15 protein-coding genes are annotated in these 22,888 nt (G+C 49.5%); 9 read left to right on the plus strand and 6 right to left on the minus strand.

Going from position 1 to position 22,888, the window contains the following annotated elements:
* The first annotated feature begins 54 nt into the window (after positions 1–54).
* From Pan241w_RS06420 to Pan241w_RS06460, 9 genes are all read left to right on the plus strand, one after another.
* The gene (locus Pan241w_RS06420) at positions 55–2,328 is read left to right on the plus strand and encodes a tetratricopeptide repeat protein (protein ID WP_145212640.1); all 2,274 of its coding nucleotides are present in this window, start codon (positions 55–57) and stop codon (positions 2,326–2,328) included.
* A gap of 111 nt (positions 2,329–2,439) precedes the next feature.
* Positions 2,440–3,192 (plus strand): YebC/PmpR family DNA-binding transcriptional regulator, encoded by a 753-nt coding sequence (locus Pan241w_RS06425; RefSeq protein WP_145212643.1) that lies wholly within the window; start codon positions 2,440–2,442, stop codon positions 3,190–3,192.
* A 28-nt stretch (positions 3,193–3,220) separates the two neighbouring features.
* Positions 3,221–4,273, plus strand: coding sequence for a zinc ribbon domain-containing protein (locus tag Pan241w_RS06430; RefSeq protein WP_145212646.1), 1,053 nt, complete (start codon positions 3,221–3,223; stop codon positions 4,271–4,273).
* A 131-nt stretch (positions 4,274–4,404) separates the two neighbouring features.
* Positions 4,405–5,490, plus strand: coding sequence for a Holliday junction branch migration DNA helicase RuvB (gene ruvB, locus Pan241w_RS06435; protein WP_390621015.1), 1,086 nt, complete (start codon positions 4,405–4,407; stop codon positions 5,488–5,490).
* Positions 5,491–5,527: 37 nt separating this feature from the next.
* Positions 5,528–7,360 carry a tRNA uridine-5-carboxymethylaminomethyl(34) synthesis enzyme MnmG gene (gene mnmG, locus Pan241w_RS06440; protein WP_145212652.1) on the plus strand — a complete coding sequence of 611 codons (1,833 nt, stop codon included), beginning with the start codon at positions 5,528–5,530 and terminating at the stop codon, positions 7,358–7,360.
* A 553-nt stretch (positions 7,361–7,913) separates the two neighbouring features.
* Positions 7,914–8,498 (plus strand): response regulator, encoded by a 585-nt coding sequence (locus Pan241w_RS06445; protein WP_145223233.1) that lies wholly within the window; start codon positions 7,914–7,916, stop codon positions 8,496–8,498.
* Positions 8,499–8,581: 83 nt separating this feature from the next.
* Positions 8,582–9,817 (plus strand): sensor histidine kinase, encoded by a 1,236-nt coding sequence (locus tag Pan241w_RS06450; protein WP_145212655.1) that lies wholly within the window; start codon positions 8,582–8,584, stop codon positions 9,815–9,817.
* Between the two features lie 136 nt (positions 9,818–9,953).
* Entirely contained in the window at positions 9,954–12,113 is a 2,160-nt protein-coding gene (locus tag Pan241w_RS06455) for a Na+/H+ antiporter NhaC family protein (RefSeq protein ID WP_145212658.1), read from the plus strand.
* Positions 12,114–12,205: 92 nt separating this feature from the next.
* Complete coding sequence (locus tag Pan241w_RS06460; RefSeq protein WP_145212660.1) at positions 12,206–13,231, plus strand: dihydrodipicolinate synthase family protein; 1,026 nt, start codon at positions 12,206–12,208, stop codon at positions 13,229–13,231.
* A gap of 106 nt (positions 13,232–13,337) precedes the next feature.
* Here the strand turns inward: Pan241w_RS06460 and alaS are convergent, their stop codons facing one another.
* From alaS to Pan241w_RS06490, 6 genes are all read right to left on the minus strand, one after another.
* Positions 13,338–15,965, minus strand: a complete 2,628-nt coding sequence (gene alaS / locus Pan241w_RS06465; protein ID WP_145212663.1) for an alanine--tRNA ligase — start codon at positions 15,963–15,965, stop codon at positions 13,338–13,340.
* A complete protein-coding gene (locus Pan241w_RS06470; RefSeq protein WP_145212666.1) occupies positions 15,962–17,578 on the minus strand; it encodes a trypsin-like peptidase domain-containing protein in 1,617 nt (538 codons plus the stop codon). Before Pan241w_RS06470 ends, alaS begins: the two co-directional genes overlap by 4 nt.
* 201 nt (positions 17,579–17,779) lie before the next feature.
* On the minus strand, positions 17,780–18,847 hold the full coding sequence (gene recA, locus Pan241w_RS06475) for a recombinase RecA (RefSeq protein WP_145212669.1): 1,068 nt from the start codon (positions 18,845–18,847) through the stop codon (positions 17,780–17,782).
* 289 nt (positions 18,848–19,136) lie between these two features.
* Positions 19,137–19,703 carry a class IV adenylate cyclase gene (gene cyaB, locus Pan241w_RS06480; RefSeq protein ID WP_145212672.1) on the minus strand — a complete coding sequence of 189 codons (567 nt, stop codon included), beginning with the start codon at positions 19,701–19,703 and terminating at the stop codon, positions 19,137–19,139.
* Positions 19,704–19,755: 52 nt separating this feature from the next.
* Positions 19,756–21,432: a multiheme c-type cytochrome gene (locus Pan241w_RS06485; RefSeq protein WP_145212676.1), complete on the minus strand. Its 1,677-nt coding sequence runs from the start codon at positions 21,430–21,432 to the stop codon at positions 19,756–19,758.
* Positions 21,433–21,629: 197 nt separating this feature from the next.
* Positions 21,630–22,886, minus strand: coding sequence for a DUF1573 domain-containing protein (locus Pan241w_RS06490; RefSeq protein ID WP_145212680.1), 1,257 nt, complete (start codon positions 22,884–22,886; stop codon positions 21,630–21,632).
* Positions 22,887–22,888: the final 2 nt, after the last annotated feature.

Below are 22,888 nucleotides of genomic sequence, written 5' to 3' on the forward strand. Positions count from 1 at the left end.
TGTAGTATCAGAAAGAGAATACCTGATCTCTGTTTCCCATAATGGAGTTTGACGATGAGTGGTTTTCCCAAGACGGCGATCCTGTTAGCTGGCCAGTTCCTGTTGTTACCTGTGTTAACGGTCTCAATTGGTCTGTCCTCTGTTTCAGCCAAAATGCCGGGCAAGAAGGGAAGCAGTAAAACCCCTCAGAAACAGTCGGTGCCCAAAGTCTTCTCATTGGAAGGGGGGATTGCTGATGACGATGTAATGCCCTTGGTCCCTGCAAAACCGCGCACTCCTGAAGAGCAGAAACAGATTGACTCAGCTGCCTGGTATATGACCGGGCGTTTGCGTGAAGCACGGAACGATTTTATTGGAGCTTACGAAGCCTATAAAAAGGCGATGGAATATAATCCCAATTCGATCGAGATCTACCGAGTTCTGATCAGACTGGCATCGGGGCTTGATAAAACAGAAGAAGCAATTGAATTTGCACAGAAGGCCGTTGCCCTCGACCCGAATGATTATGAACTCATGCGTAAGCTGGGTTTGCATATGGCAGGGCAAGGGCGGTTTGAAGACGCCATCATGTTTCTGAAAAAAGCATCCGACTCTCCTGCGATTAACAAAAAGTCGGGTGTGTATGTCAGTGTCAAACACGACCAGGCAAATCTCTACGAGCGCTTAGGAAAGCACGAGGAAGCTGCTCAATGCTGGGAAGTCGTATTTAATGCACTGACAAAGCCGGATGAATATACTTTTGAATTTAGTTCACGTTCCCGACTGGAAGCGAATCAGGCAAAATTATATGAACGGATCGGGCAGTCATTTCTGGAAACAGACCGACTGAAACTGGCTGTGGAAGCCTTCAACAAAGCAGCGGAATCACAAAAAGGCCGTCCGGGGATCCTGAAGTATCATCTGGCTCAGGTTTATTTTCGATCCAAACAATATCAGCAGGCACTGGATTCGTTGCAGGCCTATTTCGATGAGCAATTGCAATCAAAAGGCCGCAAGGCTTATGAATTTCTAGCAGAGATCCTGAAGTCCTTAAATCGTTCAGATGAATTGATTCCCAAGTTGCAACAGCTCGCAGAGAAAGACCGATTCAATCGAACTCTGCATTACTATCTGGCCGAGCAATATAAGTCAGCGGGCCAGTTTGATGAAGCCGAGAAAACCTATCTGGGCGCAATCGGAAAATCATCCGACCTCGATGGACTGGTGGGGTTAATGTCCCTGTACCAGAGTAATCAGAAGTATGACAAGCTGATTCCAACGCTCTCTAAAATTGTGCAGACGAGTGATGGGATTCAAAGAATTCAATCAGACTTGCAGAAGATGTCGCAGGATAAAGAATTTATCCAAGCGCTGCTGGCCGAAGCACAAAAACTGAAAGACAAAGATCCTCCGGGTATCGATGTCTATTCCGGCTTTATCATTGCCAAGCTGGCCTCAGTCGCGGATCAGAAAAAAGCAGCAGGTGAATTTTACCAGTTTGCATTGGACACTGCCGAAAAACATCCCAAACCCCAAGTACGTGGGAACTGGGCATTTTTGATCTTACAGGGATATCGCCCGTTATTGAGGCTGGATGGCCAATTTGGTACGCTGTCGGACTTGTTACAGAAAGCCGTTGAAAATCCTCTCTTGGCGCCGCAACGGCTTGATCTGCTGTTTCAATTAGCCGATGCCCGAGAGCGGAATGGCCAAACGCAGGCTGCTCTGAAAGCCAATCAACAAGCCCGGCAGATTGCTTCCCAAATTCCTGATTTGGAATTCCAGCATGCCTGGATCTACTATCACAGTCGCGATTGGGACAAAGCGATTGAGCAGTTGCAGAAATTTATCCAAAAGTATTACAAGCAGAAGGAACTTGTTTATCAGGTAAAGATGATGCTTTCGAATTCTTATGTGCAAAAGGGAGACATCGGCAAGGGGGAAGAAGTATTGGAAGAGTTGCTTGCCGCTGATCCGGAGAACCCATCAATCAATAATGATCTAGGCTATCTTTATGCTGATCAGGGCAAGAAGCTGGAACAGGCCGAAAAGATGATTCGGATTGCATTAAAGTCAGAGCCCAATAATATGGCTTATCTCGACAGTATGGGCTGGGTGCTGTTTAAGCGACAGAAATATACAGAGGCCCAGGAATATCTGGAGCGTGCCAGTAAACTGCCGGGAGGCGGCGACAGTACGATTCTGGACCATCTGGCTGACTGTTACAACAAACTAGACAAGAAAAAAGAAGCAACCGAACTCTGGAAGAAGGCGTTGGAAGAAGCACAAAAAGCAACTCCCCCTGACACGAAGATGATTGAGCAAATTGAAAAGAAACTCAATCAGTAAAAGAGGCCTTTCCTTTCTCGTGTTTTGTAGAATAAGTTAAACGATTTCTGATCTGCGTTGTTCTGGCGCAGGTATTTCACTTTATTATTTATTGAGCTGAGCGAACTATAAATGGCAGGTCATTCACATTGGGCAAATATCGCCGCCAAGAAAGGGGTGATTGATAAAAAGCGGGGTAAGCTGTTTGGCAAGTTGAGTCGTGCGATTATCGTGGCGGCACAACATGGCGGAGGCGACCCTGGTATGAATCTGGCATTACGGTATGCCATTGATAAGGCCCGCAAAGCCAGTATGCCGAAAGAAAACATTGACCGCGCCGTGAAAAAAGGCTGCGGTGAGTTATCCGGTGAAAACTTTGAAGAGTTGGTCTACGAAGGCTACGGTGCTGCTGGTGTGGCGGTGTTGTGCGATATTCTGACAGAGAACAGAAATCGAACCGCCGGTGAGATTCGCAAGATCTTTGAAGTGCATGGCGGCAACCTGGGCAGCACCGGCTGCGTGGCCTGGATGTTTGAACGCAAAGGCCTGTTTCTGGTTCCCTGTGAAAATGTCGAAGAAGACGAATTGTTTGAGATTGCATTGGAAGCAGGTGCGGATGACGTTTCCGCCAATGGTGATGTCTATGAAGTCACCTGCAGTATTGAGGCATTTCAACAGGTCGCTGATACGTTTGAGGAAAAGAAAATTCCCACAAATCTGGCAGAGATTTCGCGCATTCCCGATACGACGGTCGATTTGGGAGTCGAAGACGGGAAAAAAGTATTCAGACTCATGGAGGCACTTGAAGACCATGATGATGTGCAAAGTGTAACAGCCAATTTTAATATTCCAGATGAGATCATGGCAGAGGTCACCGCCGATTAATACTTAAAACCTTTATGGGGACACAACCTTGACGATTGAGTTCAGTTGTTCGCATTGTGATAAAGTTCTGAAGACGTCAGATGATAAAGCAGGACGCAGAGCCAAATGTCCTCAATGTGGAGAACCGGTCACTGTCCCGCAGCCTGCTGCTACAGCAGAAGATCACGGCTTTGACGGCTTTGATGAATTCGATGAGCCAGTTCCTGAAGAAGAAAGTTTTCTGGCAGGAGCAAGTATCGATTGTCCCATGTGTGGAGAATCGATACCTGCAGATTCTAAAAAGTGCCATCATTGTGGTGAGACACTTAAAGAAGAACAGATTGCTAGTTCATACATAATTACTGTAGGTGAGGTTTATTCGAGAGCGTGGCATGTCTTTAAAGCAAACTTGGGGAAGATTATTGGTATTCAGTTACTGGCATATATCGCATCTGCCGTGGCAACATTCCTGTTATTACTAATACTAGGAGCAATAGGCTTCGCAGGCTTTCTGGCGATGGGGAAGCCGAATCCTGGTGCCGCATTCGTTTTATTATTCATCATCTATTATGTAGTACTTATCGTAGTCAGTTCCGTCGTTCAATCGTATTTTCTTTTAGGGGTTCTCTCCTTTTTATTGAAGTTGGTGCGAGGGTCACAACCAGGGTTTAACGAACTCTTCAGCGGAGGCCCCTATTTGGGACGCATGTTACTATGTAGTCTTATTTTTCTTCTGTTATATCTGCTTGGTTACCTATGCTTTGTAATACCAGGAATCATAATAGCGCTCATGTTTTGGCCCTACGCGTTCTTGTTGATCGACCGAAATTTGCCAGGCATTAAATCCTTCACAGAGTCCCGGAACATAACCAGGGGTAATCTTTTAAGCTTATTTTTGATTTACCTGGTGATGGTGGGAATCACGCTAATCTCCTATGCTTTCTTATTCTTGGTGGTTTCGGGTATGGAGCAGGTACAGGGAGGGATGGCTATCGTGGCAGTGCTATTTATACTGGGATTTATTGCCGCGATTTACCTTATTTTTATCCCCTTTGTTCTGATGGTAGGTACGGTGAGTTACGCTGAAATGACTGGCCAGTGAACGAATTCAATTTTTGAAACATCTGCTATTCTTGAGAGCTTCCCAGCCTGGGTTTTACGGCTGGGGAGTTCTTTTGCTATGATACCCGCCGTTGGGCAGGGGCTGTGTTGTCTCTGGTGACGGTACATTCAATTCTGGAAGTGAACATGGTTCGTGAACCTGTCATAAGAGGCGATGAGGAACCGGAAGAAGATTTTTCCGGTGCTGGGGGCGGCTGGGATTCCAGCTATCTGGCCGATGATGCGGAGTACGATGATGCGCTCAGGCCTCAGCGGCTGAGCGAAGTCGTCGGGCAACGTGCTGTCGTCGAGCGGCTGGAAGTCTTTCTGGATGCGACCCGCAAACGGAACGAACCTTTAGGGCATCTGCTGCTGGATGGACCTCCCGGGTTGGGAAAAACCACCTTGGCTTCCGTCTTGCCACGTGAGCTGGGAACGGAACTGCAGATTACCTCTGGCCCCTCACTCAGTGCGCCCAAGGACCTGCTGCCTTATCTGACCAATGCCAGCCATGGTTCGTTTTTATTCATCGACGAAATCCATCGTATGCCGGCGACGGTGGAAGAATTTATCTATCCGGCGATGGAAGATTTTCGAGTCGATATCACCTTAGGCGAAGGTCTCAATGCACGTACTGTGAATATGAAGCTGCAGAAATTCACCGTAATTGGCGCCACCACGCGAAGTGGGATGTTAACGGCGCCCTTGCGCGATCGATTTGTTCGCCGCGAACATCTGGATTTTTACGAAGATGTGGAACTGATCGAAATCGTCCGCCGCAATGCGAAGAAACTGAGGACAGAGATTACCGATGAGGCTGCCTTCGAGATTGCTCGCCGCAGTCGAGGCACGCCGCGGAAGGCGAATAATCTACTTCGCTGGGCACGGGACTATGCGACCAGTAAGGCGGATGGTAATATTACCAATGACATCGTTGCCCGCGCCTTTGAAATGCTGGAAATCGATCAGATCGGTCTGGAGCGACAGGACAGGCGGTATCTGGAGACGTTGATCAAGACCTTTTCCGGAGGACCTGCAGGAGTCCAGGCACTCGGTCACAGCTTAAACATTCCAGCGGATACACTGGAAGACGAAGTCGAGCCATTTTTGCTCCGCTCCGGTTTTATTCAGCGATCTCCCCGTGGTCGTATCGTCACGATGGCTGCTTTAGAACATCTGAAATTGACACCCCCCGACGCGGGTGCACTGTTCGGTTAAGCCACGACGATCCCAACTGAAAATACAGAGAAGAACTATGAGTCAGTCCGTTACGTATGATTACGATGTTGTTGTTGTCGGAGCCGGGCACGCCGGTTGTGAAGCTGCTTTAGCGTCTGCGCGCCTGGGAGCGAAGACGGCCCTGTTGACCATGAACTGCGATACCGTCGGTCAAATGAGTTGTAACCCTGCGATTGGCGGCGTTGCGAAAGGACAGATCGTTCGCGAAATTGACGCGCTCGGCGGAGAAATGGGGCGGGTGATCGACGAGACGGGAATTCAGTTCCGGATGCTGAATCTTTCCAAAGGGCCAGCCATGCATAGCCCGCGTGCGCAAGCCGACAAAAAAGCCTATCAGTTCAGTATGAAATGGAAAGTAGAACAGCAGGATAATCTGGCACTCAGGCAGGAGATTGTAAAGAGTCTGATTGTGGAACAGGGACGAATCGCCGGAGTACAGGTTCACGGCGAAGCCCGGTATCGTGCACGGGCCGTGATTCTGACCACAGGCACCTTTCTGCAGGCAATCATGCATACGGGAGAAGCGAAGACAAAAGGAGGCCGCGCCGGCGAAGGAACCACAGGCACGCTATCTGACAGTCTGGCCGAACTGGGATTTGAACTGCAGCGTTTTAAGACAGGAACTCCCGCACGGCTCAACGGTCGCACGATTGATTTTTCTGTTCTGGAAGAACAACCCGGCGATGAAAATCCTCAGCCCTTTTCATACATGACGGAGAAAATTAATCAGCCGCAGATGTCCTGTTATTTAACAGAGACCAACGAGCACGTTCATCGGTTGATCAATGAAAATCTTCACCGCGCACCAATGTATTCCGGGCAGATTAATTCAACGGGCCCGCGGTATTGTCCTTCGATCGAAGACAAAGTGGTGCGTTTTTCAGAGCGCAATTCGCATCAGGTATTTCTGGAACCGGAAGGCCGTTATACCAACGAGTATTATTGCAACGGGATCTCGACCAGTCTGCCTCGCGATGTTCAGGATGAGATGATTCATTCCATTCGGGGACTGGAGAATACGGAGATTATGCGCTACGGCTATGCCGTCGAATATGATTTTGCGACTCCTACACAATTGAAGCCGACTTTAGAAACGAAGAGAGTCGAAGGCTTGTACTTCGCCGGCCAGTTGAATGGGACCACAGGCTACGAAGAAGCCGCCGGGCAGGGACTGTTGGCCGGGTTGAACGCTGCCTTGAAGATTGCGGGTAAGGAAGACCTGGTATTGGATCGCAATGAAGCCTACCTGGGAGTACTGATTGATGACCTGGTGACAAAAGGCGTGGATGAGCCTTACCGGATGTTTACTTCGCGGGCCGAGTTTCGTTTGTTACTCAGACAGGATAATGCAGATCGGCGGATGACACCCATCGGTCGTCGCGTCGGTTCTGTCGGAGAGGAACGCTGGCAGAAATTTCAGACTTACGAGGCTGAAATCGCTCAGATCATCGAGTTCATTCGAGCGACCCGTTATCAGGGAAATTCACTCGAAGAATGGCTCCGCCGTCAGGATATTGGTTGGAGCGAGATCTGTGAATTTGCTCCTGCATTAAAAGAGATGTCCCTCTCGGATCGAGCCATCCAGCAAACGTTGATTGAAGTGCAGTATGCGGGATATATCCGACGTCAGACAGCCGAGATTGAGAAGCAGAAAAACGTGGAAACACTGCACATTCCTGACCATATCGATTATCAGCTCGTGCCCAACTTACGCAATGAAGCGAAGGAAAAGCTGAGTCGCGTCAAACCACGGAATATCGGTCAGGCGGGTAGAATCAGCGGTCTGACCCCGGCAGATTTAACGGTGCTTGTGCTTTATTTAAATAGCTCCAACCGGATGGCCACGTGATTTTTGCGATGCTCGCAAAAATATTTTCTTAACTCACTACAGTCACTGCACTTTTTGCATGCGCGGATGGTTTGCATTCGTGAGAAACGAGAGTTTTTGGGTAACCGTGGGTAAAGGTCTGATGATTGTAAGTGTATAATTCGTACATGTTTGTTTCAATAATTTGGTCAACGTGGCGAATGCGTGTTGACCATATCGTCAGAATAGATACAATCGGAGTTATTGATAATACTGGTAAAGTCAAGCGGTATTGAAAGTTTTGGCGTTTGTATCTATGTGGGATACTTGTGGCGTCTGGAAAGTCAGTAGCGTTTGGCAAGTAAACGGGCCACAGAACTGCACCTTGGAGGATGCGGTTTTTTATCACTTTACTTGTTTCCAGGTAAATAGATAAGAGGCTGATTATGGAGATGTCAGTTTCATGCAGCGAGCTTGATGAACGGGTCATCGGTTTCACTGCGCAGGGGCTCGGTTATTGCATGTTGTAATAGCCTTACAGCGCTTGGTCTTTCCCGCTCAACTGTGGCGGGTCTTCAAAGGATGGATGAGCAATATGAAAACGGTCTTTACCACAGGCGAAGCCGCAAAGATTTGCAAAGTGAGTCAACAAACGATTATTCGCTGTTTTGATTCTGGCCAATTAAAGGGATTTCGTGTACCCGGCTCTCGCTTTCGTAGAATTCCTCGTGATGTCTTATTCAAGTTTATGAAAGACAATGGAATTCCCACCGATGCACTGGAAAGCGGAAAACGCAAGGCTCTGATCGTGGATGACGATGAGGAACTTGTAGAATTGATCCGCGATGTTCTGGAAGCAGACTCCCGATTTGAAATCCGCGTTGCCAACAATGGTTTCGATGCCGGAATGATGGTCAAAGAGTATCACCCCGATATTATTATTCTGGATGTGATGCTGCCTGACATCAATGGAAAAGAAGTCTGTCAGCGAGTCCGCAGCGATTCTTCCATGGACGATGTGAAAATCATTTGCATCAGTGGTATGGTAGAAGCAGACAAGATTGACGATTTAAAAGCGGCTGGCGCTAATGACTTCATGCAGAAACCATTTGAAGTCGAGCAACTGGCTGATCGGGTCTGTACGCTTCTGAATCTGGAATCCGTTCACGCTACCGGCTGATTCCAAAAAATGAACAGTCATCAGTTTCATGACGATCGGATTTTTTCTCCGATCGTTGTGGATGCTGTTTCAGGGAGTTTCAGATGTTGAGCGAAACCGGTGCCCTCAGCTTGGATTTACCGGATGCGTATTACAGACGTCTGTTTGCATTGATTCCTGCGCGCTCACTGGAATCAATTCTTAATGCACTGTCTGAAGTCTGGTGTGAAGCCGCAGTCGCGGATGCCAGTTACATTGCCGTCTTCGATCGCCGGTCACAACAACTGACGGGCAGCATTCATCGGGCTAGCCCAAATGAAACAGAGTGTTTCGTTGCGAATGCGATTCAATCAGCGCATGCTGGTTCGGAGAGAGAGCAGGCTGAATCAATCTTTACTCAGGGCCGATCGTTTTCACGGATTTCCGATTCGCCCTACGAATTCTATTCGATTCCCTCTAATCAAACTGAGGTTGTGGGTGTGTGCCTGTTTTCCGCGACACGACTCACGGAAAAACAGCCTCTCATTTCCCAACTGGTAGAACTCAGCCAGCGTCTGTTGGCTCAAGTGCTGGATCTTAAACCTGCGTTATCAAACACCGTTGCAGAGGATACCGCCGCTGCAGAACGCCGCGTGCTTCCCCGTGTTGATAAACTGGAAGCGATGGCGGAATTCGCGGCTGGTGCCGGGCATGAAATCAATAATCCCGTCGCTACGATTGTGGGACGCGTGCAGATGTTGTTGAAAGGGGAAACAGATCCGGAACGCAGGCGAGCTCTCACGACCATCGGCGGGCAGGCTTATCGCGTCCGCGATATGATTAGTGATGCGATGCTGTTTGGCAGGCCCCCCGTTCCGCGCCCGAGTTTACACAATCTAAAGCAAACAACAGAGGAAGTCCTGGCAAGTCTGGACGAAGCCATTACCCATTCCGAAAGTCAGCTCACAGTTGAGATTCCCGAATCGCATTCAATCTGGGCCGATGAAACGCAGTGGAAGGTGGTGCTTAGTAATCTGATTCTGAATAGTCTGAATGTACTGGAAACTGGCGGTCAGATTCGGATTGTTTCAGAAGAATTGACTGCTGGAGAGAAGCGGAGCCTGCATCTGCGCGTGATTGATAATGGCCCCGGCTTAACAGACCAGGAACGGGAGCATCTATTTGATCCCTTCTTTTCTGCCCGACAGGCGGGGCGAGGCTTAGGGTTTGGGTTGTCAAAGTGCTGGCGGATTGTTTCGCTTCATGGAGGATCGATCGAAGCGGAAACGAATATCGATCAGGGTGTGACATTTCATCTGATCTGGCCTGCGGAAAATCCTGCAGAGAGTGAAAACAAGTGACTTTTTGAAAATCATCGCTTGCGGATCAGTCGGGGATCGGTTTCAATATACTCAGCAGGACGTCTGGCAAGTTGATTTTTCGCGAGCAGAAATTGCTTTGCCCCAACTTTTTATCGATCAAGCAGCCTGAGGGACGATGGCGGCGATTCATTCCTTTCTGATAATTCTGACCAGCTTCTTAGGGCAGACCGAGAAGATTTCGGATGTACCTCTGAAAAAAGAGCCGGCAAGATATGCGATCGAAGCGCCTGACGTCGTTGTGGTCGGGGTCCCTGTCAGCAAAGTTACCATTCGTGCACTCAACGTCAATGGCTCGCTGGATACGAAGTTCTCTGGTCATCCTCAACAGATAATCGGTATCGATTTATGGATCGATGAAGTTGATACCGCCTTACCCCCGTTCAAAGACGGCATACTGGAACTGAAGACTGACTTAGCCAAGAATCAAAAAGTCTTCGTGACCTCTGATACAATCATCGTGGATCCGGATATTCGGGGGGCGGGGTCACTGGAAGTGTATCGGATTTCTCGCTGGTTAAGTTTGCTGCCTCCGATTGTGGCCGTGATTTTGGCGGTCTGGTTTCGAAATATCATTCTGGCACTGTTGGTCAGCATCTGGTGTGGGGCGGTGATTTTAGCCCACGGTAACCTGTTTCTGGGGTTTGTACATACCCTGGATACGTTTGTGATACATGAGATCGTCGAGCCGGGAAGTACCGACAATTCCCATATGATGATCATTTTGTTTACGATGTTCCTCGGTGCGATGGTCGGTGTGATGTCCGTCGGTGGAGGAACTGCTGCATTAGTCAACCGGCTTTCGCAGTACGCGACAAAACGCGAGCATAGTCAGCTCATGACCTGGTTTATGGGGCTGGTTGTCTTTTTTGATGATTATGCGAATTCATTGCTGGTCGGCAGTTCGATGCGGCCTTTAACAGATCGTATGAAAGTCTCCCGCGAAAAGCTTGCATTCCTGGTTGACTCGACCGCCGCTCCCGTTTCGGGGATTGCGATTATTTCGACCTGGGTGGGAGTGGAAATCGGTTACATTGCCGACTCCTATGCCAGCCTGGGGATGGCAGAAGATTACTACACCACGTTTTTATATAGTCTGCCTTACCGTTTTTATCCACTGCAATTACTGGCGTTTGTCTGGCTGGTCGCCTATCTGGGGCACGATTTTGGTCCGATGTTGAAGGCCGAAGTGCGTACGATTGCCTTTAATCAGGTCATGCGGCCCGGGCGTTTCAATATTGTCGAAGCCGAATCGAGTGCAGAAAAAGGAGAGCTGGCTCACCGCCAGTTATTGCGGAATGCGTTGATTCCGTTATCTGTGTTGCTGGGGCTGGCAATGATCGGCCTGTGGTGGACGGGGACGATTGAAATCGAGCGCCTGAATCTGGAGCGTTTGCAGCAAGGCGAATTGTTACTGGAAAAGAATTTACGGACGATTTTAGAGCATGCCTCTCCCAATCGGGTCTTACTGATTTCTTCGTTCCTGGCTTCGATCGCTGCCGTTGCCAGCTGCAGCTTTTCCAAGTCGCTTTCACTCAATGAATGTGTAGAAGCCTGGTCGGTCGGTGCCAAAAGTATGTTTCTGGCAATTCTGATTCTGGTTCTGGCCTGGTCGGTGGCCACGGTTTGTGACGAAGGTCATCTGAATACGGCCGGAGTACTCGTCGAAATGCTTTCGGGGCATCTCTCTCCGAACTGGATGCCTGCGATTACATTTCTGCTGGCAGCAGCCGTGAGTTTTGCCACCGGCAGTTCCTGGTCTACGATGGGGCTCTTAATGCCTTTGTCGATTTCCGTCACCTATAGCCTGCTGGTTCCATTGAATGAAGCCGAGCCGAATCATCATCTCATGCTGGGAACGATTGGCGGCGTGCTGGCGGGAGCGATTTTTGGCGATCATTGCTCGCCCATTTCCGATACGACGGTGCTTTCATCAGCGGCGTCCGGATCGGACCATCTGGATCACGTTCTCACACAAATGCCGTATGCGATGACCGTTGCCGCGGTTTCTGTTGTCTTCGGCTATATTCCCGTTGGCTTTGGTATTCAACCTTATATTCTCCTGCCGGTCGGTCTGATTGTCTTATTCCTGATTCTGCAGTTTTATGGAAAGTCGGCAGAAGTGGAAGCAAAAGCGATTCTGGAGGCGGGTGTGACTGCTGAGGAATTTAACCGTTCTAATGGTGGGGAGAGTGAGCCAGAAGAAATAACCGATAAAGATGATGCAGCATCCGAAGATCAAGAAGAGTCTGCAGAAGAGCCCGTAGAAGAGGCTTGAAACTGTGTCGCCCCACTGATTTGTATGCTATAATTCCCCTATACTCCGTAAACTGGCAACTTGTTTGTTTTAATGTATAGGTGTCCCCCAGAATGCAGCCCCAGCAAAAACTCAGTGGAATTTTTACCCCGAATCTGGTCCCTTACGATTCCAAAGGCGAAATTAACGAGCCTGAATTGCGACGTTATATCGATTGGCTCATTGAAAAAGGGGTCCACGGGCTTTATCCCAACGGATCCACCGGCGAATTTACTCGCTTCACCCCCGAAGAACGTCGGCGGATTGTGGCGATCATTGCCGACCAGACCAAAGGGCGCGTGCCGATTTTAGCAGGAGCGGCAGAAGCCAACGTCCGCGAAACCATTAAAGCGTGCGAGTATTATCACAGTCTGGGAATTCGAGCCGTGGCGATTGTGGCTCCCTTTTATTACAAACTGAGCCCCGCTTCTGTTTATGCCTATTTTAAGGAAATTGGTGATAATACTCCGATTGATGTGACCCTGTATAACATTCCGATGTTTGCCAGTCCGATCGATGTGCCTACGATTCAACGTCTCTCTGAAGAATGCGAAAAGATCGTGGCGATCAAGGATTCATCGGGAGATATCCCGAATATGATTCGCATGATTCAGGCTGTGCGTCCGAACCGTCCCGATTTCTCTTTTCTGACCGGCTGGGATGCGGCGTTGATGCCTCTGTTATTGAGCGGTGCTGACGGGGGAACCAATGCCAGTTCGGGAGTCGTTCCTGAACTGACGCGGAAACTCTACGATCTGACGATGTCGGCCCAACTGGATGAAGCCCGTCGTGTGCAATATGACTTGTTGACCCTGTTTGACACGATGATTTACTCGGCAGAGTTTCCTGAAGGATTCCGTGCCGCTGTTGAACTGCGTGGTTTTCAAATGGGGCAGGGACGACAGCCAAGCACGTCAGAGCAGCAAACCGATATTTCCACCTTAAGCCGAACGCTGCAGTGTATGTTATCCCAGCACGGTTTTACGAATGAGCCGATCGGGGGCTGTGCTACCGGAATCACGGAAGAGTTAGGGAGCAACGACGTATCCCAAATTGTGCAACGCGTCGTTGCCGAACTCAACCGTCGGAATCTGATCTAGAGCGCATCACATTTTACCATAGCGTGTCTCAATCTAATATACTCGGTCCAAATGACCTTGGAGACGCTACAGTAAAACTGGACACAGTCTAGCCGATCGTCAAAGCTTACGCTTCGAGTTGACTGCGGTAGTAGTCTGCGCCTGTTGCCAGTGCATCGTCCAGCTTATCCGGATCTTTGCCGCCGGCTTCTGCCATATCAGGTCGTCCGCCACCTCCGCCGCCGACCACTTTGGCGGAGGCTTTGACGCAATCGCCGGCCTTGAGGCCCTGCTTGACCAGGTCCTTGTTGACGGCTGCCATCAGGGCGACTTTGCCGTCAATGACCGTACCCAGAATCAAAGCGACCTGCTTACCTTTTTTACGTAGAAGGTCTGCCAGTTCCCGCAGTTGATCGCGGGAAGCATCCTGGGCATGGTAAGAGACGATTTTGACATCGTTGACTGTTGGTGCGCGTTCCAGCAGTTCATCGGCAGTGCCTGACAGTGACTTGCTGGAATACTTCAAAAGTTGTTTTTTGGTGTCCCGCAATTCATCCTGCAGCTGCGCGATTCGCTGAGGCAGTTCATCGGGCCGTGGAACTTTGAGTTGTGCGGCAATTTCCTGAATCAGTTTCTCCGTGTTTCTGGTTTTTTCCAGAGCTTTGGAGCCAGTCAATGCGTGAATCCGGCGCACTCCTTTGGCGACGGGTTCTTCATTCACGATTTTGCAGAGACCAACCTGACCGGTATTGGTGAGGTGAGTTCCCCCGCACAATTCAATACTGAAGTCTCCCATTTGAACCACGCGTACGTTATCGGGATATTTTTCACCGAACAACGCCATTGCGCCGAGATCGCGGGCTTTCTGCAGTTTCATCAGTTCGGTGCTGACATCAGCGCCTTCGGAAACACGTTGGTTGATGATGTCTTCGATCTGACTCAGTTCTTCGGGAGTGACTGCTTTGCTGTGCGAAAAGTCAAAGCGAAGTGTGTCTTCTTCTACTTTGGACCCACGCTGCATGGCATTTTCACCCAAGACGGTTCGCAGGGCATGATGTAGCAGGTGCGTTGCTGAGTGAGCACGCTGGATGCCGGCGCGCCGTGTTTCCACCACAGTTGCTTTGAGAGTTTGTCCCAGGTTGAGCTGGCCTTCCAGTAGATGGCCGAGATGGAGAATCAATCCTCCATTTTTCTGGGTATTGATGACTTCAAATTTGACGCCATCTGCTTCCATGAAGCCTGTGTCGCCTACCTGACCGCCGGCTTCTGCATAGAAGGGGGTTTCGTCCAGGACGACGGCAACGGGATGTGCGTGCCCTTTTTCCACGACGGATTCGACCAGTCGATCTTCGGCAATAATCCCTACGACCTTTCCTTCGGCTTCTGTCGTTTCATAACCTTTGAAAATCGTGTCGCTGGTCGTTTTATGCAGCGCGGTAAGTGGGCCTTCCGACATCACCGAGTTTGCGAAGGCGTTCCTGCCGCTGTCTTTCTGGTGCCGATCCATCAGGGTGTTAAATTCATTGCGATTCACGGCAATATTATTTTTGGCCGCCAGGGCTTCGGTCAGTTCGATCAGAAAGCCATCTGTCTGATGCAGATCAAAGGCATCTTCACCAGAGATTTCCGATTTCCCTTCCTGCTCTGCTTTCTTCAGGAAGCCAGCGAAACGGGTGAGCCCTTTCTCAATGACGTCGAGGAACTGTTCTTCTTCGACTTTGATGGTGTTCTGCACATTTTCAACGGTTTTGACGATGTCCGGATAAGGCGTTTTCATAATTTCCACGACCGCCGGGACCAGCTGGTACAGGAATGGTTCGTTTTTACCAAGCAGGTAACCTTCGAGTAGCGCACGCCTGAGTAATTGACGCACGACATAGCTCTCTTTAAGGCTGCCGGGATTGACACCTTCATGGATGCTGAAGGTGATGGCACGGACATGGTCAGAAATGCGACGGATCGGTCGTCCTTCGGGAGCTTCAAACTTGTAGGCCGTTCCGACCGTATCAGCGGCTGCCAGGCAGAGTTGTTTGAGTGTGTCGATCTCAAAGTTACTGGGGACGCCCTGCAGAACCGAGGCAGTTCGTTCGAGTCCCATGCCGGTATCGATGTTTTGCTTAGGAAGTGGCTTCAGGTTATCGGGGGGATCTCCCACGCGATTGAACTGTGTGAAGACCAGGTTCCAGATTTCGACGTTATCTTTGCCGCCGTTGGGGTGATAGAAAATTTCACTACAAGGGCCACACACACCATCGGGGCCTAACGAGGGTGCCCCGGCGGGCCAGAAGTTTTCGTGTTCATTTTCGCGACTGATGCGATTAGCGGGCAGTTTGATTTCGTCGTGCCAGATATTGTAGGCTTCGTCATCTTCTTTGTAGACGGTGACGGACAGCAGACTGGGATCGAGGCCCAGCCATTTTTTATCCGTCAGATATTCCCAGGCCCAGTGAATGGCTTCGCGCTTGAAATAATCCCCGAATGAAAAGTTCCCCAGCATTTCAAAAAACGTGTGATGATAAGCGGTGACGCCGACATTCTGAATATCACCCGTACGGAGACACATCTGGCACGTTGTGGCCCGTGTGAATTCGAGTTTGCCCACACCCAGGAACTGATCTTTAAACTGGTTCATCCCGGCGGGGGTAAATAACACGGTGGGATCATCGCGTGGGACCAGGACATCGGATGGTCTTCTGACACAACCTTTTTCTTCAAAGAAGGAAAGATAACTCTCGCGAAGTTCGTCTGTTTTCATTGTTTTTTGATTGCTTCTTGGGGAGAAAGGATCACCTTTCGGCCATCCAAAAGTTGTAATGTTACTGGTGAATTGTTTGCTTTTTGTGCTTCCTGATAAAACGAATCAGGCAATCTGACCGCTTGATCATTAAAATGGCTGATGAAGTTTCCTTCTTTGAGGCCAGCCTGTTGTGCAGGGCTTTCCGGAGCGACATGCGTCACAACGACCGCTGGTGGATAACTGAACGGACTGAAGGTATATTTCTTGCGAGCAGTAGGATAATCGACTCTAAGTCCGCGCCAGAGGGGATGGTGAAATTGGGTTTGCACAATACCCTCATCGTCCGCCACTGGCCATTTTCCTAGTTTCACTGTCAGAGTCAACTCACGCGGTTTTTTTCCTCTCAAGATTTGAAGCTTTACTTCCTTTCCTGCGCCTGCTTTGCCTACTTCCCGCATTAAGTCGAAATCTCGGGTCAGTTTTTGTCCCTCGATCGAGAGGATCAGATCATCGGGCAGCATGCCGGCGAGTTGAGCTGGAGAGTGTGGTTTGACACTCTTGGCTACTACGTAATAAGGCTCCAGTAGCACAGTATTCCTGGTAAAGAGATGTCTTGCCTGACTTTGTTCGATGGTCAGGGGGTGGATGCCCAGGAAACCATATTCGGGCTCCATTCCAGCAGCGAGACTGTTGATGATCCGTAATGTGGCTTGATCGATCGGGATGGCAAAGCCGGTTGACTTTTCATAGCCTTCCAATGCGGCAAGAGACGTGGTGACGCCGATTAAATTTCCATCAAGGTCCAGTAAAGCGCCCCCACTGGTTCCAAGGTCGAGGTGAGTGTCGACTTGTAGTAATGTTCCAAAGTGGTGCAGGGTTTCCTCTTTATCCAGTTCCTGATTTAAAAAATTTTTGAAGATTGGTACCGGGTAACGATGAAAATTGCTGACAATTCCCCAGCTCGCGCTGGGCGATCCATCGCGGGCGATCGCGTATGGATTTCCGAGGGCAATCACAAATTGGCCTTTGCGAATCGCTTCGGTGTTACCGTATTTAATAGGACTGAGGGCACGGGTCGAACGATTCGGAAGGCCTTTTGCCGGTGTAAGGACCGCTAGATCGCTACGGGGGTCGGCTGCGATCAGTTCGGCATAAAATCCCAGTTGGTTGGCGGCATGCACAAAAATTCGATTTTCCGGATTGGTTTTCTTCCCCGCAACCGGGCCTCCTTCTGTGAGGTGATAGTTGGTCAGGATCAAAACCCGGTTTTGTCCTGTGGGATCAGGAATCAGAACTCCCGCTCCAAATTCGTTGGGGATAAAATTCAGGTTTTTCGGATCTTGTGATAGATTTAACCCCTGATTCGGGTCCAGACCGAAGGGGGCAGGAATCCGCGATTGAATCTGTTGCCGTTTTGTTTTGATTTTTGAAATGGCAACGACGGACTTTTCAGACTTTTCGATTGCTTGAACCAGCTGCTGTTGAACGGCAAAGGCAATGGCGCGTGCATCCAGGTTCTGTGCATACAGCGACGGACTTGGAGCGAATGGCAGTAGAGACAGCCCGCTCAGAAATGCCATGATTGCCAAGAGACGGCTGCGAGCAATTTGAGTTGATTGAGCATTAAGCATGCATTGACCTGGATCGAATCAAAGGGAAATGTTCTGTGATACAGAAGAAAGTGTTTCAATTTAGTCTGACGATGATAAATCCTGATTTTACTCTGTTTTTGGGCATAACCCAATGCAAAACGACCTCGAATACCACTGCTGGTTTCAAGGTCGTTTGTGCTATTCTGACTGATTGAGTTCGTTTACAGGACGTTTACGAAATCAGGCTTCGACTGCTTCCGGCTGGGTAGAGGGAGCAAGCCCTTTGGCTTCCAGTACTTTCTGCTTGATTTCCTGGCAGATATCGGGGTTTTCTTCCAAAACGGACTTGGAACGGTCGCGACCTTGTCCGAGACGCGTTTCTCCATAACTGAACCAGCTTCCGGCCTTTTTGACAATTTTATTTTCGACGGCAAGATCCAGCAGGTCCAGTTCGAAGTTAATTCCGCCCGTCGAGAGCATATCAAATTCGGCAACCCGGAAAGGAGGGGCGATCTTATTTTTGACAATCTTGGCTTTCATGCGAATGCCAGTGACCGTATCACCATCCTTCAGCGTCGCAATCCGGCGAACATCGACACGAACCGAGCTGTAAAACTTCAGGGCGCGACCGCCGGGTGTTGTTTCGGGGCTTCCGAACATGACGCCAATTTTCTCACGAATCTGATTGATGAAAATCACAGTCGTTTTCGATTTGGAAATGGCGCCGGTTAACTTTCGCATGGCCTGGCTCATCATACGTGCCTGCAGGCCGACGTGGGTATCGCCGATTTCGCCATCCAGTTCAGCTTTGGGAACCAGGGCGGCGACTGAGTCAACAACGATGACATCGACCGAGTTCGATTTGATCAGCATTTCTGCGATCTGCAGTCCTTCTTCACCATAGGTGGGTTGGCTGACCAGCAGTTCCGAAATGTTGACGCCGAGTTTCTTGGCCCAGACGGGATCGAGTGCGTGCTCGGCATCGATAAAGGCGGCGATGCCCCCTTCTTTTTGAGCATTGGCAATCACATGTAATGCGAGCGTGGTTTTACCACTCGATTCAGGGCCGTACAGTTCAATAATGCGACCACGGGGAAAGCCTTTGCCGCCCAGTGCCAGGTCAAGTGAAAGGGCACCACTGGCGATCGAGGGAACAGCCTGGGCGTTATCGCCCGTCAGTTTCATGATGGCGCCTTTGCCAAACGCCTGCTCAATTTGCCCGAGCGCGTTATCAAGCATCCCGTCAGAACCGTTGTTGTTAGTGGGAGGGGGAGTTGCAGCTCGTTTTGATCGTGCTTTTGCAGCCATTGAGGTCTTCCTTCAATAATATGGCATTTGCCCCGCAAATGAGTTCGAGTTCGTCAGGCGAAGCAAGGTGCCTAATTTATCGAGAATTGCGGGGACGCTATTATTGAACGCCGTCTCGACCCATGGATTCTAAAAAGAAGTGTCTGTTGTGGACTAATATATACTAGTCAATATTTCTCCTACCACAACAGAAAACATGAGACATTTTTATCTGTCGGCAATTATTTCAGAATTTCCCCAGTCTGAAAAGGAATAAATGGAGGGAAAGCTTCGAAAATTCACAATAAGCTCAATCAGAATCAGACTGGGTTTCCTTTTCAATCAACATGCCCAGATAGGACGTGCGGATGGGATGAGTCATTCCCAGGAATGCAGCCAGTTCGATGATCGCGGCATCGGCTTCCTCTAGTTCCGATTCTTCCGCGAGCAATTCGATTTCGGCAAACAGACCCAGTCCTTCGACTGCATCGACAGTGATTTCAAAGGCGCGCTGCTGATGCTGACAGGTGAAGGGAGTCCGCCGTTTACGGACACTTCTCAAAGGATGAAATCCCAGTAGCTCCAGCATTTCAGTCAGTTGTTCAAAGGCAGACTGACCGGATTCAAACGCCAGCTCGATCTCTTTGCGTATTTTGCTGACCGTGTTCCGCTTGGGACCTTTATAGGTGACCCGATTCTCAGAGCCGATGCGGCGGATGCGAAAGGCTTCGTCCGTTTCGGCAAAATTTCGTACGGGGTGCGTGAAGTAAAGATCTTCCTGTTCCTGGTCCGTTTCCTGTGTCGCGCCGAGTTGTGCCAGTTGCTCCAGCAAAGCCGCTTTATCAGCGAGTAAAAACTTTTGTTCCACTTCCAGCATTTAAAGGCCCAATGGTTGAGGGGAGATCATTCAGTGAATTTGAGATATGCGGTTAATCGCGCCAGGGATGTTTGATTTTCTCCCAGTAGGAGTCGAATTCAAACTTGGGACTATTATCAAGATCATGGCATTGATAGCAGGTGCTCTTTTTGGCTTCGGCGAGCGTGACTCGCATCACTTTTTTGGCTTCATCAAGTTTGTCCATATCAACGAGTTCGATGTGACCGCTGCCTGGGCCGTGACAGTTTTCGCATTGCTGACCTAACAGGTGTGGGGATTCCTGTTTATTCACAAAACCACTTTTGTAGCGAATCACCTCCTGAGGATGCCAGCCGGTCACATGGCAGGAGAGACATTCGGGATCATAGATGCGGGAAATAATTTTCTCACCTCGTTCAATCTGATCTTTGCGGCCGTTAATCAGACTTTCATAGGCATGCGCGTGCGCGGTGGTGAGCCATTTTTCATAGGCTTTTGTATGGCACTCGCCACACTTTTCTGCTCCCACGAATGTGGCGCCGCGGGGATGATCAATGGGAAGTTCTTTGGCCGCCAGATCTTCCTGTTTCAGGCGATCCTGATAAAACTGCATATGTTCGGCCATGCGGGGGGTGTCTTTGAAACGTTGTTTATCGAGTTCGATGACCGTAAATCGGAACCGTTTTGAAGGATCGTCTTTGGTTGCCTGCTTTGGATAATAGCCGACAACGCCGGCACTTTTCCCTTTATGACCCACATCGACCATCATGGTTTTGCCAATAAATTCAGGCTCACCGAGCGGGTCTTCTACGCCGCCTGCTGTTAACAGAATGTCAAAGTTCGGAAATTTTTCAGCCAGTGCTTTTGATTCATCCTTGTTGGATTGCGAAAGCAGAATCATCAGATCGGGCTTGGCGGCTTCCATTTTTTTGATGACATCAGGCAGAACTTTGGCGGGTTCCTGCCAGGTGATGTCGGGGACTTTTTCCATGTGGCTTTTACCGATGATGGAAGTGACCGCCATTTTGACGCCCCCCACTTCAATGATTTTGAAATGGCTTTTGCCCAGATCGGGAGTATCCAGAATCAGAATATTGGCTGCCAGGAATGTGGGGGTTGTATTGGGAGAAGTGGGCTCGGGGTTATGTAGTTGTAGAAAAATATCGGCGCCAAAGCGGAGTTCTTCCGGTCCGAGGCCGACCCCGCCGTACTTCATATCTTTCATCGAAGTCAGAATGGTTTCATATTTGATCTGACTCTGTCGACGATTGCGTTTGACGAGGCCACCCAGATCAAAGGCAGTGACAGGCCATTTCCGTTCTTCAATTTGCTTGAAGAGATTGGCCAGCAGGGAAACGCCCCCGGTCTGGTTTTGAGTACATCCGCAGGGTTCCAGATAACCGTGCCGCTCACCAGTTAAGACAATCGCCAGCTTCGGTGCCGGCCAGTCTTTAAACAATGGCTCAGGTTTGCCTGGCGAAACAGTTGTTTTCGTATTTAAAGTCGCTTTGGGTTTTGCTGTTGTGGCATGTTCAGAATTGGTGGTGCCGGATTTTTCAGGTGTCGCATTGGCATGCTGTTCTGCAGGAGGGGGACTCTCTGGGCTCTGTTTCTCCGACTGATTTTCAGAAACGGTTGAATCTGATGTTTTTGTGGTTGGCTGAGGTGTGTTGCTTTCACAGCCGGCCAGCAGAAGCAGACAGAGCAGGGCAAGCAGACAATGTTGGTCTGAGATTGGTTTCAATAACATTCAATGCGGCCTTCCATGGATATGAATGAGGAAAATAAACAGTGTAGGGGGTTGGTTCCTCGCTGCTTATCTTAGCTCATCACATGGTGTTGCGTCAAAGTGGATCTGACGGTGGCCCTGAAAAGTAAAATAGAAAACTGAGAAAAATAAGGGCTGATTGATGAGTTCATGAACAGAATCAGCCCCAAAATCAACGGTTATAGTGAAATGAACTGGACCCTGAACTCGATTACTTTGGCATTGGGATGGTTCGTTTTCAATTTTACTTTCGCCAGATTGGTACGTCCAAAGGAAACAGCGGGCAGCTCCGGAGGGACGGCAAATTTCAATTCATAGCGCTGTTTCGTTTTTGATTGAAAACTATCATCTTTTTTCAGCTCAAATTTCAGAAAATCGGGTATGACCTGCTGGTCGACTATTTCCAGAGGCAGTTCTGTCCCTTCCACAAACATGGAGAGCATGACTTCTTTTCCCTCTTTGGCGGAGAACTCTCCCAGGTTCAATACCATGGTTTGCGGATTCCAGTAAACGCCAAATGTCGGGACAATTCGAATGGGGCCGGTATGGTTTCCTGAAACCTGAATCACAAATGTTCGATCTCCGGGCGGCTGATGTTCGTGCTTGTGGTCGTGCCCTTCAGGATGTTTATGATCTGCGTGGGACTCTGTTGGTTCCAGGTCGTTGGGGATATCCGTTTTGACTGTCAGGCGTTCGGTAAATCCTCCCAGAGGAAATTTTGTAGGATCAGCTGTGACTTCAATTGAGTACCCAGTCTTCGTATCTTCTTCCTTGAGTTCTTCAGGCGTGAGCGGCTTAAAGGTAGCCGTCAACCCGGCTCGGTCAGACTCGATTCCTGTAATTTTGAACTCGTCCATGTATTTGGTATGAATTGATCCCGTATACGAAACCGGTTCATCGCTTTCCATGGTCGGGAGGGACCAGTGAGCGGTGCCCATCATATCTCCGCTAAAGCTAATCAGGTTATTGGCGGTGCCTTCGATCTGGAGCTTGAGTTCCTTGTTTTCGGGGTCATTTGTAAAGATCGTTGCGGTTTGCCCAAAATGTTCTTGAGGCGCTTTCGGGGTCCACGTGAGTTCGATCTCAATGGATTTACCGGGGGCGACCGTATTATCTTTCATTTCGCTGAGCGTGCATTTGCAGGTCGTGTTCCCTTTTTTGACTTCCAGCGGAACTTCTCCCTCATTTTTTAAGATAAACTTATGAGACAGGGATTGCCCGACGGCCATCTCACCGAAATTATAGCGCGGTTTTTCTACTACCGCTTTCGGGTAAGGACCTTTTGCTGCGATCTTGGGACGGTCGTCATCTGGGTCTGCTGCAGGTCGGGCAGGTGTTGTCGGCTCGAGATCGCCATTTCCTCGCCCTAGCCAGACAGTACCGACCAGCGCGACGATGAGAACAACCACTGTTGTAAGAATGGTACGAAGATTCATAA

The sequence above is a fragment of the Gimesia alba genome, assembly GCF_007744675.1.
Classification (GTDB): Bacteria; Planctomycetota; Planctomycetia; order Planctomycetales; family Planctomycetaceae; genus Gimesia; species Gimesia alba.

Excerpts from the sequence above, each read along its gene's own strand:
- Pan241w_RS06420 (WP_145212640.1), top strand. The coding sequence starts at position 55 with ATGAGTGGTTTTCCCAAGACGGCGATCCTGTTAGCTGGCCAGTTCCTG.
- Pan241w_RS06425 (WP_145212643.1), top strand. The coding sequence starts at position 2,440 with ATGGCAGGTCATTCACATTGGGCAAATATCGCCGCCAAGAAAGGGGTG.
- mnmG (WP_145212652.1), top strand. The coding sequence starts at position 5,528 with ATGAGTCAGTCCGTTACGTATGATTACGATGTTGTTGTTGTCGGAGCC.
- Pan241w_RS06445 (WP_145223233.1), top strand. The coding sequence starts at position 7,914 with ATGAAAACGGTCTTTACCACAGGCGAAGCCGCAAAGATTTGCAAAGTG.
- Pan241w_RS06450 (WP_145212655.1), top strand. The coding sequence starts at position 8,582 with ATGTTGAGCGAAACCGGTGCCCTCAGCTTGGATTTACCGGATGCGTAT.
- Pan241w_RS06455 (WP_145212658.1), top strand. The coding sequence starts at position 9,954 with ATGGCGGCGATTCATTCCTTTCTGATAATTCTGACCAGCTTCTTAGGG.
- Pan241w_RS06460 (WP_145212660.1), top strand. The coding sequence starts at position 12,206 with ATGCAGCCCCAGCAAAAACTCAGTGGAATTTTTACCCCGAATCTGGTC.
- alaS (WP_145212663.1), bottom strand. The coding sequence starts at position 15,965 with ATGAAAACAGACGAACTTCGCGAGAGTTATCTTTCCTTCTTTGAAGAA.
- Pan241w_RS06470 (WP_145212666.1), bottom strand. The coding sequence starts at position 17,578 with ATGCTTAATGCTCAATCAACTCAAATTGCTCGCAGCCGTCTCTTGGCA.
- recA (WP_145212669.1), bottom strand. The coding sequence starts at position 18,847 with ATGGCTGCAAAAGCACGATCAAAACGAGCTGCAACTCCCCCTCCCACT.
- cyaB (WP_145212672.1), bottom strand. The coding sequence starts at position 19,703 with ATGCTGGAAGTGGAACAAAAGTTTTTACTCGCTGATAAAGCGGCTTTG.
- Pan241w_RS06485 (WP_145212676.1), bottom strand. The coding sequence starts at position 21,432 with ATGTTATTGAAACCAATCTCAGACCAACATTGTCTGCTTGCCCTGCTC.
- Pan241w_RS06490 (WP_145212680.1), bottom strand. The coding sequence starts at position 22,886 with ATGAATCTTCGTACCATTCTTACAACAGTGGTTGTTCTCATCGTCGCG.